Origin of the sequence: Thalassoglobus polymorphus, assembly GCF_007744255.1 — a bacterium.
Classification (GTDB): Bacteria; Planctomycetota; Planctomycetia; order Planctomycetales; family Planctomycetaceae; genus Thalassoglobus; species Thalassoglobus polymorphus.
The window spans coordinates 1,806,420-1,822,132 of the sequence record NZ_CP036267.1; the positions used below are offsets into that span (position 1 = coordinate 1,806,420).

General features: G+C 50.3%; 11 protein-coding genes. 7 read left to right on the top strand and 4 right to left on the bottom strand.

The window, feature by feature from the left end; genetic code table 11:
* Positions 1-62 precede the first annotated feature (62 nt).
* Complete coding sequence (locus tag Mal48_RS06635; RefSeq protein WP_145197303.1) at positions 63-395, top strand: hypothetical protein; 333 nt, start codon at positions 63-65, stop codon at positions 393-395.
* 906 nt (positions 396-1,301) lie between these two features.
* Here Mal48_RS06635 and Mal48_RS06640 read toward each other — a convergent pair.
* From Mal48_RS06640 to Mal48_RS06655, 4 genes are all read right to left on the bottom strand, one after another.
* Positions 1,302-2,336: a disk-shape morphogenesis protein volactin gene (locus tag Mal48_RS06640; RefSeq protein WP_145197305.1), complete on the bottom strand. Its 1,035-nt coding sequence runs from the start codon at positions 2,334-2,336 to the stop codon at positions 1,302-1,304.
* A complete protein-coding gene (locus Mal48_RS06645) occupies positions 2,333-4,426 on the bottom strand; it encodes a polysaccharide biosynthesis/export family protein (protein ID WP_145197307.1) in 2,094 nt (697 codons plus the stop codon). The genes Mal48_RS06640 and Mal48_RS06645 overlap by 4 nt, the downstream gene beginning before the upstream one ends.
* A gap of 84 nt (positions 4,427-4,510) precedes the next feature.
* A complete protein-coding gene (locus Mal48_RS06650) occupies positions 4,511-5,614 on the bottom strand; it encodes an NPCBM/NEW2 domain-containing protein (RefSeq protein ID WP_231740012.1) in 1,104 nt (367 codons plus the stop codon).
* A 192-nt stretch (positions 5,615-5,806) separates the two neighbouring features.
* Positions 5,807-6,805, bottom strand: coding sequence for a prenyltransferase/squalene oxidase repeat-containing protein (locus tag Mal48_RS06655; protein WP_197442118.1), 999 nt, complete (start codon positions 6,803-6,805; stop codon positions 5,807-5,809).
* A gap of 1,084 nt (positions 6,806-7,889) precedes the next feature.
* Here Mal48_RS06655 and Mal48_RS06660 point away from each other — a divergent pair.
* From Mal48_RS06660 to Mal48_RS06685, 6 genes are all read left to right on the top strand, one after another.
* A complete protein-coding gene (locus Mal48_RS06660; protein WP_145197314.1) occupies positions 7,890-8,918 on the top strand; it encodes a DUF1559 domain-containing protein in 1,029 nt (342 codons plus the stop codon).
* A gap of 101 nt (positions 8,919-9,019) precedes the next feature.
* Positions 9,020-10,468 (top strand): hypothetical protein, encoded by a 1,449-nt coding sequence (locus Mal48_RS06665; protein ID WP_145197315.1) that lies wholly within the window; start codon positions 9,020-9,022, stop codon positions 10,466-10,468.
* Entirely contained in the window at positions 10,461-11,363 is a 903-nt protein-coding gene (locus tag Mal48_RS06670; protein ID WP_145197317.1) for a redoxin domain-containing protein, read from the top strand. The genes Mal48_RS06665 and Mal48_RS06670 overlap by 8 nt, the downstream gene beginning before the upstream one ends.
* Before the next feature lie 249 nt (positions 11,364-11,612).
* On the top strand, positions 11,613-11,936 hold the full coding sequence (locus Mal48_RS06675; RefSeq protein WP_145197319.1) for a hypothetical protein: 324 nt from the start codon (positions 11,613-11,615) through the stop codon (positions 11,934-11,936).
* A 35-nt stretch (positions 11,937-11,971) separates the two neighbouring features.
* Positions 11,972-12,901, top strand: a complete 930-nt coding sequence (locus tag Mal48_RS06680; protein ID WP_145197321.1) for a DUF6807 domain-containing protein — start codon at positions 11,972-11,974, stop codon at positions 12,899-12,901.
* A gap of 317 nt (positions 12,902-13,218) precedes the next feature.
* Positions 13,219-15,711, top strand: coding sequence for a PSD1 and planctomycete cytochrome C domain-containing protein (locus Mal48_RS06685; protein WP_145197323.1), 2,493 nt, complete (start codon positions 13,219-13,221; stop codon positions 15,709-15,711).
* Positions 15,712-15,713: the final 2 nt, after the last annotated feature.

The window sequence follows — 15,713 nt, forward strand, 5'->3', positions numbered from 1 at the left end:
CCCAGGGAGTGAGGAAGAAGCACCACGCAACTCCCCTCAAACAAGTTATGTAGGAGTCATTAATGGCGAACGATTCAGCCGCAGTTGTCGACACAAAAACAGATCGTCGAGGAGTACGACGTCGGACTCAAAGTGATCGAAGAGTCGTCGAAGCAAAAGAATTCTCGGGTGATGAAAAACGAGTCAGCTCGCGCCGGACTGTCGAAAGACGACGACAGATTGATCCAACCACCTGCGAACGTGACTACCAGCCTGATGAAGTCGAGTTCATGAAAGCAATGGATGACTACAAGCGTCGCAGTGGGCGTCAGTTCCCCACCTGGAGCGAAGTCTTGGAAGTGATCCGTGATCTCGGTTACCGAAAGGTCGCAACCCCTACACGGACATACGAATAGCAGTCCAGGCTTTCTGTAGAATCCGTCCGAAAACCTCTGGAATAGCCGCTTTTCTCAGTGTTTGAGAGAGCAATTTCAAGTTTCAGGATCAGTTCTATTAAGTGCCAGATCAGGAAAAGCCCGCAGTTGATGCTGCGGGCTTTTTCTAATTGGATCGAAGGCAAAACCGATTTGTGAATTCCTCTTGGCTTTTCATCATAGCACCTCGCCCTTCTGGGACTGCTCCTCGATTTTGGAAGGCGTTCAGCAGGGAGCTCAGAGACGGCGTCCAAATCGGCTGGAATGGGAGAAAAGAGGAAGACGAAGAGAGTGTCAAATCTCGTGGCAAACCTTGTGATTCGCTGCACGGTCTTTCAGAGCTTTGATGAACTTTTCTGAAGGAAAGAGTGACCTAACGTCCCCATAGCAAAAGCGGCGAGTGAAAATGGCTGGGGGCGTGGGCGCTCGCCCGGAAATTCCCAACAAGGAAAACTCCGGCCACACCCCCAGCCAATGCCCACTCGCTGTGTCCTGTTCACTTTTCTAATGCCCGGCACTTAACGCTCTCTGTTTGCAAGAGGTATGCCATCAACTCCTGAATCACGAGATGTTCCGCATCATCAATGATAAGAGCAACTTACGGCATATGTCTGAGAGCGAAGGCGCGTAGAGTTAGCAAACCTTGCAAGTAGATGTGAGCAGGTTTTAAGCAGAAGTGCGTAATCGCGCGTCATGTCGGCAGTGTGTCATGTCGGCAGTGAGGCATGGCGAGTCGAATTCCTGAGACCTCGGCAGCAGGGAGCACCGTTTTCGTCATCGTCACACTGAACGATGTCTCTGTGGTGAGCTCCGTATTGGTCTTCGCGATCTGCCTCGTGGCGAGAATCTATGACGTCAACACTGCAATCTTCACGGGCACTCAAAGAGTTAGGCAGCTTTGGTGCTTGCAGGTTGCCTGGATAAAGAGTTCAGGGTGGAGTGGACAAGGAGTCCTCTCGCAACGCTGTACGGTCCGAATATTGATGATCGCAATTCTTGAATGCGGAACGGCATGTGACTCTTGCGCATCACATGCGAAAGGAATTCGGGGAAACCATTCATGTGAGTTGGTCCCCCGGAGTAGACAACCGGCAGCCGTCGTTGCAATTGTAAATTCTGACTCACGCGTATTAAGTCTGGAAGCGCTGAGGCCCAAGCATCGGAAAGAAGTTGATGGAACTGTTGCACGATCCATAATTCGTCACCCGAGCCAGGCGATTCGAGAGAAATGTCCGCCTCTTGAAGCCACTTCCGGACCGAGTGCAAATCAAGATATCGATTCCCGCGTTGGTCCCATAAATATCGATGACGGCTCTTTGCGAAACGTTGTTCGATTGCCCGAAATCCTTGGCCGAAAACCGTTTCCAGAACTGGTGTCCCGTAACGCGTGATACTGATCGAGATTGATTCGGAGCCCAGAACGATTCCAATCCCGCTGAACTCGGATTCCTGCAACTCTGCTAATGCCAACGCCGACGCAGGTTTTAAAAATGTTGATCGATATCCGCGCAAGCTGAGGAGTTTTTCAATGACGTTCAACTGTTCGGTAGATTTCCGCATCATCGAATGTGGAAGTGTCGCAGTGCAGGTTGCATCTTTTGCCATTGGCACCAGGCTTTCGATCAGCACAGAGCAAACCTGTCGACCGACTGGATCATCCCAGGGGAAGTGCCCTTCTATCATGACAGGAAGCACAGGGCAATGAATCAAGCTTGCAAGTTCCTCAGCTGCGTTTCCGATGACTATGAGGGCGCCCTGAGCGAACGAAAAAGGAATTCGCGCCTGTTCTAACAACTTGCGATTTGATGGTTCGTCAGCCACGCTGCAATAGACAGCCGGGACTCTTCTAGCGATAAGGCGTTGTCCATCCTGACGAATAGAACGGAATTCACTACAACCAAGATCTAATGCAATTGTCTTCACGATTTCTGCTCCTGTGCCAGGATTCGCAGAGCCCGTTCAAGTGGACCACCTGGTATGTGAGTGACGTCATCGCGCACAGGTTCGACGACATCGTAGGCTGAATTCAATTTTTGATGCTTCACCGGTTGGACAACAGCGCGGTGAACTTCATTCACGTGATGGACTTCGGTCTGAGAAACCGTTTCTTCTGCCTTCTCTTCGGGGGCGTGCTCCGGGTCGATCCGGTGATGTACTCGCTCAGTCATCTTCTCAGCAGTGTTCTTTACAGCAGTGTTCTTTACAGCAGTATTTTTTACAGCAGTGTTCTTTTCTGCTGTCTCATCAGAACATTCCGCCGAGTCAACGGTAGATGCTGCGGAGAGTCTCGTTTTTTTCGGCTTGCTCGCTTGAGGAGTTTTCGCAAAGTGTGGACCACGAAGTGATTCGTGGCGGTCATGGTGGATCAATCGTTCTTGAGCAACTGGTTCACCATGAATATGAATTTCAGAGGGAACAACAACTTCTTCCTCGATCATCGGGATCGAGCGATTCAAGATCATTGAAACCTGTTGAAGGTCACTTTGTTCTTCGGAAACATCCACTGATGGACGAGTGTTCGAGGCTGTGTCGCTGATTTGATTTCGCTGCTTACGGCGATCATGTCTCGACCAGAGAACAGAAAGGACGAAGCCGATGAAGCCCATCAATGCGACCGCAAATGCAATCGGAAGGATCGTCCAGATTGATGGTACTCGTTTTGATATTGGAGTCTCAGATTTGGTTACCACTGGAGAAGAGTTTGCGATGGTTGAGGAGGAAGCATCTTTTCTCAATGCACTCTGAGGTGATGTTGTTGGGACGAGCCCCGTTTTGCTTGCTTGATTTCGATTGCCTCGATTGACCTGATTTCTGCGGACAGGAAACGCCTCTGGAGGTGCGGGGGCAACCGATGAAATGGACGTGGTTGGCAATGGTGCCGGAGCGGTAGTTGGTGCTGGAGCGGAAGTTGATGTCGCAGATTCGCTCTCGAGGAGCGGCAAATCATAAGACTGAAGTTGAGTCTGTGCAGTCTGTCGCGGCTCACTCAGGTATTCCGCAATCTTGGTCGTCATCTCACTCGGGATGGTTTTCTCAAAGCTCCTGGCAACTTGAGTCTTCTCCATCTTTGGCAGAGCAGGTCTCTCGGTCGAGACGAGAGGTGATTGAAGAGGAGTCAGAGTCAGTTCCGGGCCAGCAATCGGTCTTTCCGGAATCGGGGTGACGATCGATGGTCTCAGAGGAGCCGGGACCACAACCATGGAACTCTCTAATTCAGGCGCTTCGTTGTTGCTAAGAGGTTCTTCATTCTTTTCAGGTGTCAATGGGACAGCTGGCGGAAAGGCTTCCGTCGAGCTCAGAGCCTGAGTGTCGACAAGCTGAGGGTTGCACAGAATGACTGATCCTGGTGCAAGCATTCTCGTATTGGGGCGGCCGAATGGGTCTAGGATGTTTACGGAATCCGTTAATTGCTGAGTCTGTTTCAGCCGGTTGAGGAGGTCATCAACGGTTCGAATGTCAGTCGAAAGAGGCAAGACAATCGGCCGGTCATCAAGGCCAATGCAAGCGACCGGGATGACTGGGATTTCTGTTTCCGTTGTCATCTGCCCGGGGTTTGGAAGGACGACAATCACTTCACCCGACTGCACATTGGGTTGGCTTTCACGATTCGGGTTATAGAGAAAACGATATCGTTCCCTGCCACCACCGACGACACGGATTGTCGGGCGGGTCACCGAGGCGAAGCCTCCTGCAGATTCCAAAAGCCTTGAGAGAGAAACCTTGTGTTCATCAGCTGAGTAGACACCAGACCGGTGAACGGCCCCAACAATCGTGAAGTAATGAGTCTGGTTTTGGGGCTGAGAAGCCTCGACGATCTTCATGCCCGATGGTGATCGTTGAAGACTTTGAGAGCCGGCAAACTGGTTTTGCGCATTGGCCCCTTGATGAATCGACAGTGAAAAAGCTGCCAAACAAGCTACAAGTCGAACAAAATACCAACGTGACGACATCGTCTTGAGTCCCTCAATGGACAGACCGCTATCAATAAAATAGGCCCACATAGGGTTCGTCATCGGCAGAAACTGGTCGTCCGCATTAGGAGAATTCTGACAATCATGCGGGTCGCGAAGATTATGTAAAATGCGAAGACTGGGAGGTTACTCTTTGAGTAGGAAGTAAGGCTGACACCAGTTGACGCAATCGCCAACGTCGCCACGTAAGCCAAATCTCACGCTGAGTTTAAGGTTCTTTTGCCCATGGATTGGCAGAGCAGAAGGCTCTAAAAAATGAGAATCTGTCTGGGAAAGTCGGTGTGAACTGACCTCGGTGTCATCGAGGCTGATGTGAATGTCGACTGCCCCGTTTTGGTCAGCCCGGTCATCAAGCCCGAGAGAAAAAATGAAGGACTCGGCATTTGAAGGAATCGCGAAAATAAGTTCAGACTGACTTCTGACCCCATAGCCAGTCGCAAAAAGCTGATCGCCAGAGAGCAACAGTTGTCCAGAGGCATTCCGGTTCTGATTGAAAGAGGTGATGTTGCCAAAATAGTCTTCGTTGTGAGAGCGGAGTGGCTGATCCCGGTTCAGGAGATGGTGCCGTTTATCCCAGAACTCGATGCGACAAATATCACTCATCCGAATCGAGAGCGTCCCGATCTCCGGGAGTTCAACATTCAGCTTCTCTTTCGAAAAGTCGAAATCGTCCGCAATTGTTGAAAGAACTGACCCATTTTTCAGGAACAACTGAGCATATTTGGAACCGATAGGAATCTCAGCAGCGAGTGCCGGATTCAGTTTGATCGACAGTGAATTGGATCGTGGAAGTTTCAGGTTTCCTAAGTCTGTTTTGAAATGGATTTCGTCGTCGTCGAAAGAGACTAATTCCCCTCTTACGACGTCCTGATTTTTCAAGATGACGACGTCATCCGCTTCTGGATCCACTGCACTCTTTTTCAGATTCGTGATACAGACATCGAAGAAGACTTCCCTCACGTATTCGATTGGAATCGATAGTTTCTGGTTTTCAAACTTCGCAAGAAATCGTTCTTCAGAAAGCAGAAGATCGCTGACAAAGTAGATGTCGTTATTTGTGAGTTGGAGTCCGATGGAACGTGTTATTTTCCGGCTGTATGACCTTCGAAATGAGATCGTTTTGATTTGTTTCCTTGGAAGGACATCCGGGGCTCCCGAACTGGTCTTAAACTGAATGGAATCCTTTTCCCAACTCAAGTTGGTCACTTCGGCTTGAGCACCATCCTGCATTCTCAGCACGATCTCTTCACCTGACGAAAAAGCGGGTACGGCGAAGAGCAGCAACGTGAAAAGAAGCAGCCTGAATAGGAACGAGTTGGATGATTCACTGCGGGGAGTCATGGTTGCCTGATTGTCGTTGCCTGATAATGGCTGTCGGAAATGAGGTGAGACTATTGAACCGAGTTTTAGAATCATACAGGGTTAACGTTCAAAAATCGGGACCAGATTGTTGGGGATCTGCAGCGCGATTAATGCCATCGCAGTGGCGTATTCGTTTCCCATTGCAGTATCTTCCCAGTGATCAGTGTTTACGGAATCAAGGAGTCTGTCACGCAGTACCGGAAATCCGTTCGACCAATCCTCTCCACCGGAGTGCCAGTACGCTTGAGCGCTGTAGTAGGCTGCATAGTAACGATACGCTCGGTCATCGTTGAGTTCTCGCTTCGCATGGAGGTATTCAAACCCCCGTTGCAATGCTGGGTCATCAGTAATTCCTGCAGTGTAAAGTGCGACGAGCGCTGCCGCAGACCGGGCGACTTTGGATTCTGCCGCATCGAAGATTCGGTATCGAAATCCTCCATCAGGGTTTTGACACTTCTTGAGGTACACAACAGCCCGGTCGATCACTTCCTTGGGGACTGCAATGCCTGCATTCCTCGCCGCTCGCAATGCCATCACCTGACAGACTGTGACAGAGATGTCTGCGTCGTCCGGGACGGGATTGTAACGCCACCCCCCTTCTGAGTTTTGGGTCGCAATAATGAGGTTCACCGCTTTTTTGAGTTTCAGGCGCAAGTCATCGCGGTTGGACATGCCGTAAACTTCGGCCAGAAACATCGTCCCAAATCCATGCCCATACATGGGACCATGTGTTTTGAGTTCTGTGTTGACGAGATAACCATTCGGCTGTGAACAAGAGAGCATGAACTGAACAGACTTTGAAACATGCTCTGCATACGGTCCTGCCTCTGGAACACTTCCTGATGCAAGAAACGCCATTCCGCAAAGTGCTGTGACTCCGACTTGATGCGGGGATGTTCTCGCCGTCCCAAAAGTGCCGTCCTCATTTTGACGTTCAGCCAGCCATTTCAACGCATCTTCTGTCACTCGAACTGCACGCTCATCGAGAAACTTTGATTGTCCCGGTGGCTCCTGCGCATGAAGTTGGCTGACAGGGACGAACCAAACCTGCGAAACCATACAGAAGCCGAACAGAGAAAATAGAATGCAACTGATGAAGCGGCACCTGAGTCGGCATTTGCATCTGCATGGAGTTGCACGCAATTTCAATATCGGATTGAAGTCGCCGGAAATGGGCATCAGAAATCTGGTCAGATATTTGGGTAGAAATTCTGGACAATTCATTTAAGGATTGCTCAGCGTAACGAATGCCAAGACGATCGAATAGGAATGCCTCATCAGTGCGATGTCTCATCAGTGCGATGCCGTGGCTGAGCGATTGAAGTCTATCAGCTTTCGTGGCTGGGCATTCATTGTCCAGCGTTTGACCAAATCAATTTCATCAGACAGAGTCTTGTAAGACCACGACCACAATCGGCCGGGATACCTCGCACGAGTTCAGTCAACGATGTGAAGCTTTCCGTTGTGATGATTCTCATGTCGCAGAAAATCCGGTCTTGGTGCTCATCAGCTTCGTAGAGTTCCTTGACTCCTTCTGGAAAAACGAGAGACTTAAATGCGCTACAATCCCTACATTTTCGCATTGTATGAATTCGCAACGACTGTTAACGATTGCTCTGATCATCGTCTATTGCTTCTCTGTGATAGGCTGGAGCGATTATGATCTGTCTGTGAAGTCAGGCTGTCGTTGTTCTGAGAAAGCACAGTCGGACAACGCATGCTGCTGTTCTGCCAAGGGAAATCAAAGAGCAGCCGAGGCGACGAAAAGCCGCTGTTGCAGCTCTTCGAAAGCTGAAGACTCAAGCAACTGTGGAGCGCAGCAGGTCGCGAAATCGATTTGTTGCAGCAGCAGTGAAAAGCCTGAAGGCCCAGTTGTTTCGTCTTGTTCCTGTGGCGGCGAAAAACCACAAGGCTTCGTGGTTGTCTCAGATCCCAGAAGTCTGTTTGCTGCTGTCTCTGTGGTCAGTGATAAATGCTTAGTGGATCTACTCCTCTTCCCTGAAGTGTCGTTTCTTAACGATCAGCTACCACCAGAAACTCCACCTCCGAGAGCCTGAGAAAGAAGTTCTATTTTACTTTTTTCTCGCTGGGCATCGTCATGTAAATGCATTCTGACGTTGCGCGAACTGCTGGAGTTTAGAATATGTTTACGTCTCTACGCCCCCGTTCTGCGCGGGGCTTTACGCTCATTGAATTATTGGTTGTGATCGCAATTATTGCGATTCTGGTTGCTCTGCTTCTTCCCGCTGTCCAACAGGCACGCGAGGCTGCTCGCAGGGCTCAGTGCAAAAATAACATGAAGCAAATTGTGCTCGCGATGCACAATTATCAAAGCTCGTACTCTGTTTTCCCCGGATTGTCCTCTTCGAGTCAGTACGGTTTTTCTGTTCAAGCTCGCATTCTGCCGTTTATCGATCAGGGCAACCTGCAAAACCTGATTGACTTCGACGTCCCACTCATGCTTGGTTCAGGTGGGAGTCAATCATTGAACCCGGTTCATGCTCAGGTTGCAGCACAGGTCTTGCCGCTGTTTCTTTGTCCGAGTGAACCGGAGCCACCGATTTTTCAGAACGCCAACACCGGAGTGAATGAATTCGCCGGAACGAACTATGTCGTCTGTACCGGAAGTGGAACCGACTCAAACTATGACACCCGTGCTCGAACCGATGGGATGTTCTTCTGGGGATCATCGAGTCGGTTTCGAGACATGACTGATGGATCTTCCAATACACTTGTGCTTGCTGAATCGCTGATGGGCAACAAGCAGGATGGGACTCCTCTGGCAGACATTAACGTCGATCGGCAAATGGCTCGCTATGGAGGCGGCGGACTGGGAGGACCTGGAGAAGGTTTCACCGGCCCGCCGGGCCATAATCCAGATGTTCGTGCCGCTGCAGCGGCAGCATCAACGACTGACGGACGTGGACGCTCTTCCTGGATTTGGGGGCGAGAACATCTGACGACTTTTAACACCTACATGACTCCGAATTTCGATTCACCGGACATTCATCGCAATGGCTTCGGCTGGTTCGCTGCTCGAAGCATGCATGTCGGAGGAACTCATTGCGGCCTGGGAGATGGTTCCGTTCGATTCGTCAGCGATAGTATCGATGGTGGAATCTGGCGAGCATTGGGCACGAAAAACGGTGGCGAGGTGATCGGCGAATTTTAGAACTGGTCTAATTTTTGACACTTGCCCATTGAGTTTTCTGGTTAGCCCCTCTGAGGTCCATGGGGGCTAACTGTTTCAAGAAACTTACTCTGAGGAATATCATGTCAGTTAAACAAAATCGAACAATGTTCCCGCTGCTCATAATCGCCGTCTTAGCTGTCGGTCTGGGATTTGGCTTCTTGCTGCCAGAAAGTGAGCAGGAAACCTCATCCGAAACTTCGTCTGAAACGATTTCTTCGTCGGGTGAAAATGAAGCTGACGAGAGTGAGATTCTCAAAGGGGAACCGACCTCTCTCGCAAGCCAACAACAAGTCCATGAGTTCATGCTCTCAAAGTATGATATCAAGGACCGTTTACAAGCGCCTGCAATGGCGACTGACGATCAAGGGCATTTATGGGTTGCTTGGGAGTCTCAAGTTAATGAAGACGAAAGAGCGATCTTTCTGGTCACGTCATTCGATCACGGGAAAACATTTACTCAGCCCAAACAGGTTCGTAAATCCAGAATTTACTCGTGGGACGCAGCTATGCGTGGACGAACAATTAAACGGTCCAGCCGAATGTGGGTGAATCTTCAGTTTGCAGATGATCGTTTATTGTTGAGTTGGGTCGAGTCTGACAGAGAAGACCTCAGTCAGCTGAAGCTGATGTTTGCTGAATCATCCGATCATGGAAAGACTTTCAGCGACGCCATTCAACTCTCCACAGCAAACGCAGTTCGTCCGACTTTCGTCGCTTTCAATGCGAATGATCAAGGGCAAGTTGCAGCCACATGGCTCGATTATCGTGCTGGCGTCCAACAACCGTTCGCTGCGATTTCAAACCAAGAAGTTGAAGAACAGCGAGTGTATGCCGGTCCTGACAATGCCGGGATTTGCCCTTGCTGCAACCTTGAGATCAACGTCACGGACAAAGGGCAAACGATTGTCGCTTTTCGGAACAGTATCAATGGGTATCGTGATATGTGGCTCGCTGTTCGCGGTGCAGACGAGACTCAATTCTCCGAGCCGATTTCGGTCGTTGAACCACGGTGGGAATTCAACGGTTGCCCGCACGATGGTCCCTCGCTTTTGATCGATGGAGATCAAATCCATATGGTCTGGATGGATGCACACACCGGAATTCAACAGGTTTACTACGGGCAAGCAACAATTGGTGAATGGAAATTCACAACCAAGCCCATTCACCAATCGACAGCGATTCAAGGGCATGCTTCCCTGACGCAATCACCTCAGGGGTTGTTGATTGCTTGGGACGAGACAGTTGCGTCGTCATCAAAAAACGATGGCGAACATTCTCATGGGGCTCCATCAGGATCTAGCTCTGCGGTAAGAATGGTGATCTCGCAAAACAACGGGGAGAGCTTTTCTTCACCACAAACGGTTTTGACCGAAAGTGGCGAATTTCAGTCTCGACCGAGCGTTAAAAGTCACGGCGATCTCACAACCTTTGCCTGGAGCAGTCTCTCCGAGAACGGCAAGAAAATGGTCATTACCACCAAGTTGCCTTCCACTTCAACAGGTTCAACTCAGGTAGCGATCCATGAGTAATTCTACTGACACCCTTAAAGCCGTGGCGAAAGTTCTGTTCGTTGTCACGGTCCTGGTTGTTGCTGTCTGGGGAGGTCGGCAACTGCGAAATCGATCGAAACTCGCGAACACGACAGCTCTCAATGAGGCCCGTCAGGCTGATGGTTCTGAAGAAGATGTTCTTGTCTCGCGAGGCGAAATTCTCTACATGCAGCATTGTGCAAAATGTCATGGTGACGAAGGGAACGGTGACGGCGAAGGCCTGCGGGCCCTTTCAATTCGACCTCGCGATTTTCATAGTCCTCAATGGCGGTTTGAGAAAACTGAGAAGTCGATACAGACCATCATTAGAGATGGCATTCCTGGCACGCCAATGCCTGCGTCAAAAACGGCTTTATCTGACAGCGATATCAATTCAATCGCCAGTTATGTTCTTAAGATTGCCAATGAGAAGTCGGCGACAAATCCAACCGGGACATCGGAAACTGATCTGTTGATCGCGGCTGGATTCTCGCCAGTCATTCCAGCGAGTGTGCCGGATCTCAAACTGTCGAATGTCGCTGGGGAGAATGTTTCTCTTGGAGAGTTCAAGTCGAAGCCGATGATCGTTCATTTCTGGGGGACATATTGTGCGCATTGCATTCAGGACATGCCTCGACTCAACGAGGAGATCGCGACGCTCAATGACTCAGTCTCTGTGATCAGTCTCTGTGCTGATGTGACGGAAGCAGAGGAGTTAAATGATTTTGCAGAACAGTTTGCAAACATGGACTTTCATGCAGACCCGACCGGCCTGGCAATGAATCGCTTCGGAGCGAGCCTGCTTCCTTCGTTCTATTTTGTAGACAAGACAGGTACTGTTCTCGGAGTGACTCATCAACTGAAAACTGAGAAAATTCAATCTTTGATTGAATAGATCGTGCAGCATGGAGAACGACGACCTGATATGGCCCGGCAGTTCAGGGGTTGAGGAAGCCTGCGTCGGGAGTTCTGCACCGCAGTGGGGCTTTACCGCCCTGATTTACTTTCATCTTAAAGCAAAACATGATGGTTCTGGGTTGCTTTAAGATTCTTGACTGCGAAGGAAATCGAATTGCGTTATACTGCGAACTCAAACGTTGAGATCTCAAAACCTGAAACTACAGCCTGAAGTTCACTCTGCTCGATGACTACACCCAGCCAACCTGTTAACTATCTTCGTCTCAACCTGATTTTTCGAATCGGCTGTCTCTGTTGCGTTTCGATTGCATGGATCGGGATGTTGCTCTACGCGATTTTAGAAATGACCCCGCCCTTCTCGATCGATTGGTTGCTGTTTGCAGTCTCTGCCTGGGCACAGGGCTTATCGCTCTTTTTCTGCTGCGTCTTTGCATTCGCAGCGATCGCGTCGAATTCGATCTCTGGACAGAGTCAGCTTTCCAAAAACGCTGGGCCTCTACTTTGTATCGGACTGATACTCGTTGCGGTCTTCGGGACTCGGTTGCTCTGATATTAAAACGTCGTTGAACAGTAGAAACGAAACCAATGCCACCACAAAAAAGATGTGAAGTCGTTCCGCTTGCCGATTACCAGGTGAGCTTTCGTGTTGATGGAATCGAGAAGACACGCTGGCATTATGGTCCGCAATACAAGCGGCCGTTCTTCTTTCCGTTCAATGGTCCCAGCGGAGAGACGTTAACACGCGTGGGGCATCCTGGAGCGTCGAATCACGATCATCATCGCTCGGTCTGGTTTGCACATCACAAGGTCTTAGGCATCGACTTTTGGAGTGAGAATACCGATTCCAGCATCGAGCAGAAAATGTGGTTCGAATACCGCGATGGCGATGATCAATGTACGATGGCCGTTCAATTAGACTGGCACGATGGACACGATCCTCAACCGTTGCTCCAGCAGGAGTTGATCGCCACTTTACGTCCACTGGAGAACGATGAGTGGACACTCGATTTGCAATCAACATTTCGACCTCTCGCGGCGGAACTTGAATTCGAGAAGTCCAACTTTGGCTTTCTGGCCGTGCGTGTGGCGAAGAGCATCTCGGCACACTTTGGTGAGGGGATCATTACGGGAGCGTCGGGAGAGGCTGGAGAGAACTCGCTCTTCGGAAAAGAGAATCGGTGGATGGACTATTCTGGACCGGTCGCGTCCCGCAACGAAGCTGGCGAACGGGTGTCTGTCGACAACGGGGTCACCTATCTCGATCACCCGGAGAATCCCAACTATCCTGCGAAATGGCATGTGCGTGAAGATGGCTGGATGGGAGCATCAGCCTGTCGAGATGAAGGACTCGTCACCACCAGAATGCAACCACTCAAGCTTCGCTATTTACTGTATGTACATGATGGAAAAGTGAATCCTCAACGTGCTGAGGAACTCGCTGCCGAGTGGAGCAAGCTTCCCGCAAACTTGATTCAAAAAAGTTCGCAGCCGCACATGCAGTTCGAAATTTCCTAGAGTCAGACTGGCGGAAAGACGCGATTCGTCACTTGGGAAGAATCTAGAGCAAATCTAAAATTCGTTTTATCAGTACTGTCTCGTGGCATCAGCGTATGGACTTGTGAAAACGTACTTCGCGGACAAGAGAAGCATTGGAAATGCTCTAAGCGAAGTCGAAAGACGAATCTGTGATTGAGGAAACTTCAGGAGTTGTCGTAGACTGTTGATCAGGCGGGATCAGTATCTTTGTGCCCACGATTGTCCAGACTGATCGCTCTGTGTAAGAATAGAGTCATCATTAAGATTCATTTGCCATTTTGTAGGTAGAGTTCCGTATGTTGCGTTTTGCTCCTGTTTGCAGCTTCATCTGTCTATTGATGTTCTCACCGTTTTCAGTTCGCGGTGCCGATGATACTGGCATTCAGTTTTACAAAGAGGAAATTGAGCCGATCTTTGCCAAAAATTGCTTCGAGTGCCATGGCAACGGAAAAGCCAAGGGGGGGCTGAGTCTCTACACACGAGAACTCGTCCTCAAAGGGGGAGAGAGTGGACCGGGTGTGGACCTTGAAGATCACAACCTGAGCACGATTCTGGACGCCCTCAATTACGAGAGCTACGAAATGCCTCCGTCAGGCAAATTACCACAAGAGCAGATCAACCTTGTGGCAGAATGGATCAAACGCGGCGCTCCGATGCCGGTGCGGACCGATGTCATTGAAATCAAAGAAGAACATGGCCCGCCGCAGGTCAATGAAGAGACGAAAAACCACTGGTCATTCCGACCTCTCAAGCAAACACCAGTTCCACAGGTTGATGACAGGAACTGGCAGGCAAATCCCATCGATGCGTTTGTTTATCAAAACTTGAAAGCCAAGGGGCTCACTCCGAATCCACAGGCGGAGAAGACAACTCTTGTGCGTCGGCTCTACTACAATCTGCTGGGGTTGCCTCCAACGCCGGAGCAAGTCAATTCTTTTGTGAATGACGACTCACCAGAGGCCTACGAGAAACTCGTCGATTCACTCCTCGAATCGCCGCACTATGGCGAGCACTGGGCACGCTACTGGCTCGATCTGGTTCGCTATGCAGAAAGCAATAGTTTCGAACGAGACGACCCCAAGCCGTTTGTCTGGAAGTACCGAGATTATGTCATCCGGTCATTCAATGAAGATAAACCGTACAGCCAGTTTATTCTGGAACAGTTGGCAGGTGACGAACTCGAGAACCCCACGCCGGAGTCAATCATTGCGACGGGATACTATCGACTCGGACAATGGGACGATGAACCGGCAGATCCCAAACTTGCGATGTACGACGAACTCGACGATATCATCGCGACCACCTCGCAGGGAATGCTCGGGCTTTCGATGAATTGTGCTCGCTGTCACGATCATAAACTGGACCCTCTGCCGCAGGCGGACTATTACAGCATGGTCGCCTTCTTCCGAAATATTCGCAGATACGGAGTCCGTTCCGGTCAAAGTGTTTTCGAGGCCTCTGTCAGAAGTATTGCAACACCTGAGCAAGAAGCAGAACACGCGGAAGAACTGAAGAAATATCAGGCTCGTGTTGGTCAGCTTCGGAAGGAACTCGACGTCGTCGAGAAAGGGATTCGCGAGCAACTTGTCGGTGGTGAGCGAGACGACTTCAAGAATGACTCGGTCCGTCTACGCATTATCAGAAAGCACAAAGGCAAGCTGATCACTCAAAAAGAATTTAAAGAGTATGCAGCCAAACGCAAAGCATGGACTGAGCTACGCAATCACCCTCCGCAAAGTGCAGAGCAAGCTTTAGCGGTGAAAGAGCATGGAATTGATCCTCCTGCAACTCACATCTTGATTCGGGGCAATCCCACCGGAGAAGGAAAGATTGTTGCACCGATCTTTCCGACAGTCCTGACATCCATGACGCCGGAAATTACTCCCACGGTCGATGGGAAAAGTTCTGGCCGCCGCCTTGCGCTGGCGAAGTGGATCACCGACGAGAGTAATCCTCTCCCAGTCCGGGTCTTTGTGAACCGTGTCTGGCAATGGAACTACGGACGCGGAATCGTACGCACGCCAAACGACTTCGGCCTGACCGGCAATGCGCCAACACATCCTGATTTACTCGAATGGCTGGCACTGGAGTTTTTGAATAACGGGCAGAGCGTGAAGAAACTGACCAAGCTGATGGTCATGTCGAACACCTGGAAAATGTCTTCCGCTCCGAATAAATCGTCTTACGATAAAGATCCCCTCAACGACAATTATTGGCGTTTCGACATGCGCAGGCTCCGAGCTGAGGAAATTCGTGATTCAATTCTGGCTGTCAACGGAACCATTAACCTCGACAAAATGTACGGGCCGAGCATCTATCCCATCATTCCCGCAGAGGTTCTCGCCGGGCAGTCTCGCCCCGGTGCCGGTTGGGGAAAATCAAGCGAAGAAGATCGCCGGCGTCGAAGTATTTATATCCACATCAAACGATCGTTAGCGGTCCCCTTACTGGCTGCCTTTGATGTCGCTGACACCGACTTCACCTGTCCTGTTCGGTTCACCACCACGCAGCCGACCCAAGCACTCGGCATGCTCAACAGTTCTTTCCTGAACGAAGAAGGAGAAGAGTTCGCCAAGGAGCTCAAGGAAGAAGCGGGCGCGGATGCCTCAAAGCAAGTCCAGCTTGCCCTCAACCGCGTCATGCAACGCCCCCCCACTCAACAGGAGGTCGATCGCGGTCTGAAGCTCTTGAAATCATTAGAAAACGACTTTGGTCAAGACAAGGAAACCGCCCTCAAGAACTTCTGCCTGATGGCACTGAACTTAAACGAGTTTGTTTATCTGGATTGATG

Bases quoted from the DNA above. Each gene is read 5' to 3' on its own strand.
- Mal48_RS06635 (WP_145197303.1), top strand. From the start codon at position 63: ATGGCGAACGATTCAGCCGCAGTTGTCGACACAAAAACAGATCGTCGA.
- Mal48_RS06645 (WP_145197307.1), bottom strand. From the start codon at position 4,426: ATGACGAACCCTATGTGGGCCTATTTTATTGATAGCGGTCTGTCCATT.
- Mal48_RS06650 (WP_231740012.1), bottom strand. From the start codon at position 5,614: ATGCAGGATGGTGCTCAAGCCGAAGTGACCAACTTGAGTTGGGAAAAG.
- Mal48_RS06655 (WP_197442118.1), bottom strand. From the start codon at position 6,805: ATGGTTTCGCAGGTTTGGTTCGTCCCTGTCAGCCAACTTCATGCGCAG.
- Mal48_RS06660 (WP_145197314.1), top strand. From the start codon at position 7,890: ATGTTTACGTCTCTACGCCCCCGTTCTGCGCGGGGCTTTACGCTCATT.
- Mal48_RS06665 (WP_145197315.1), top strand. From the start codon at position 9,020: ATGTCAGTTAAACAAAATCGAACAATGTTCCCGCTGCTCATAATCGCC.
- Mal48_RS06670 (WP_145197317.1), top strand. From the start codon at position 10,461: ATGAGTAATTCTACTGACACCCTTAAAGCCGTGGCGAAAGTTCTGTTC.
- Mal48_RS06675 (WP_145197319.1), top strand. From the start codon at position 11,613: ATGACTACACCCAGCCAACCTGTTAACTATCTTCGTCTCAACCTGATT.
- Mal48_RS06680 (WP_145197321.1), top strand. From the start codon at position 11,972: ATGCCACCACAAAAAAGATGTGAAGTCGTTCCGCTTGCCGATTACCAG.
- Mal48_RS06685 (WP_145197323.1), top strand. From the start codon at position 13,219: ATGTTGCGTTTTGCTCCTGTTTGCAGCTTCATCTGTCTATTGATGTTC.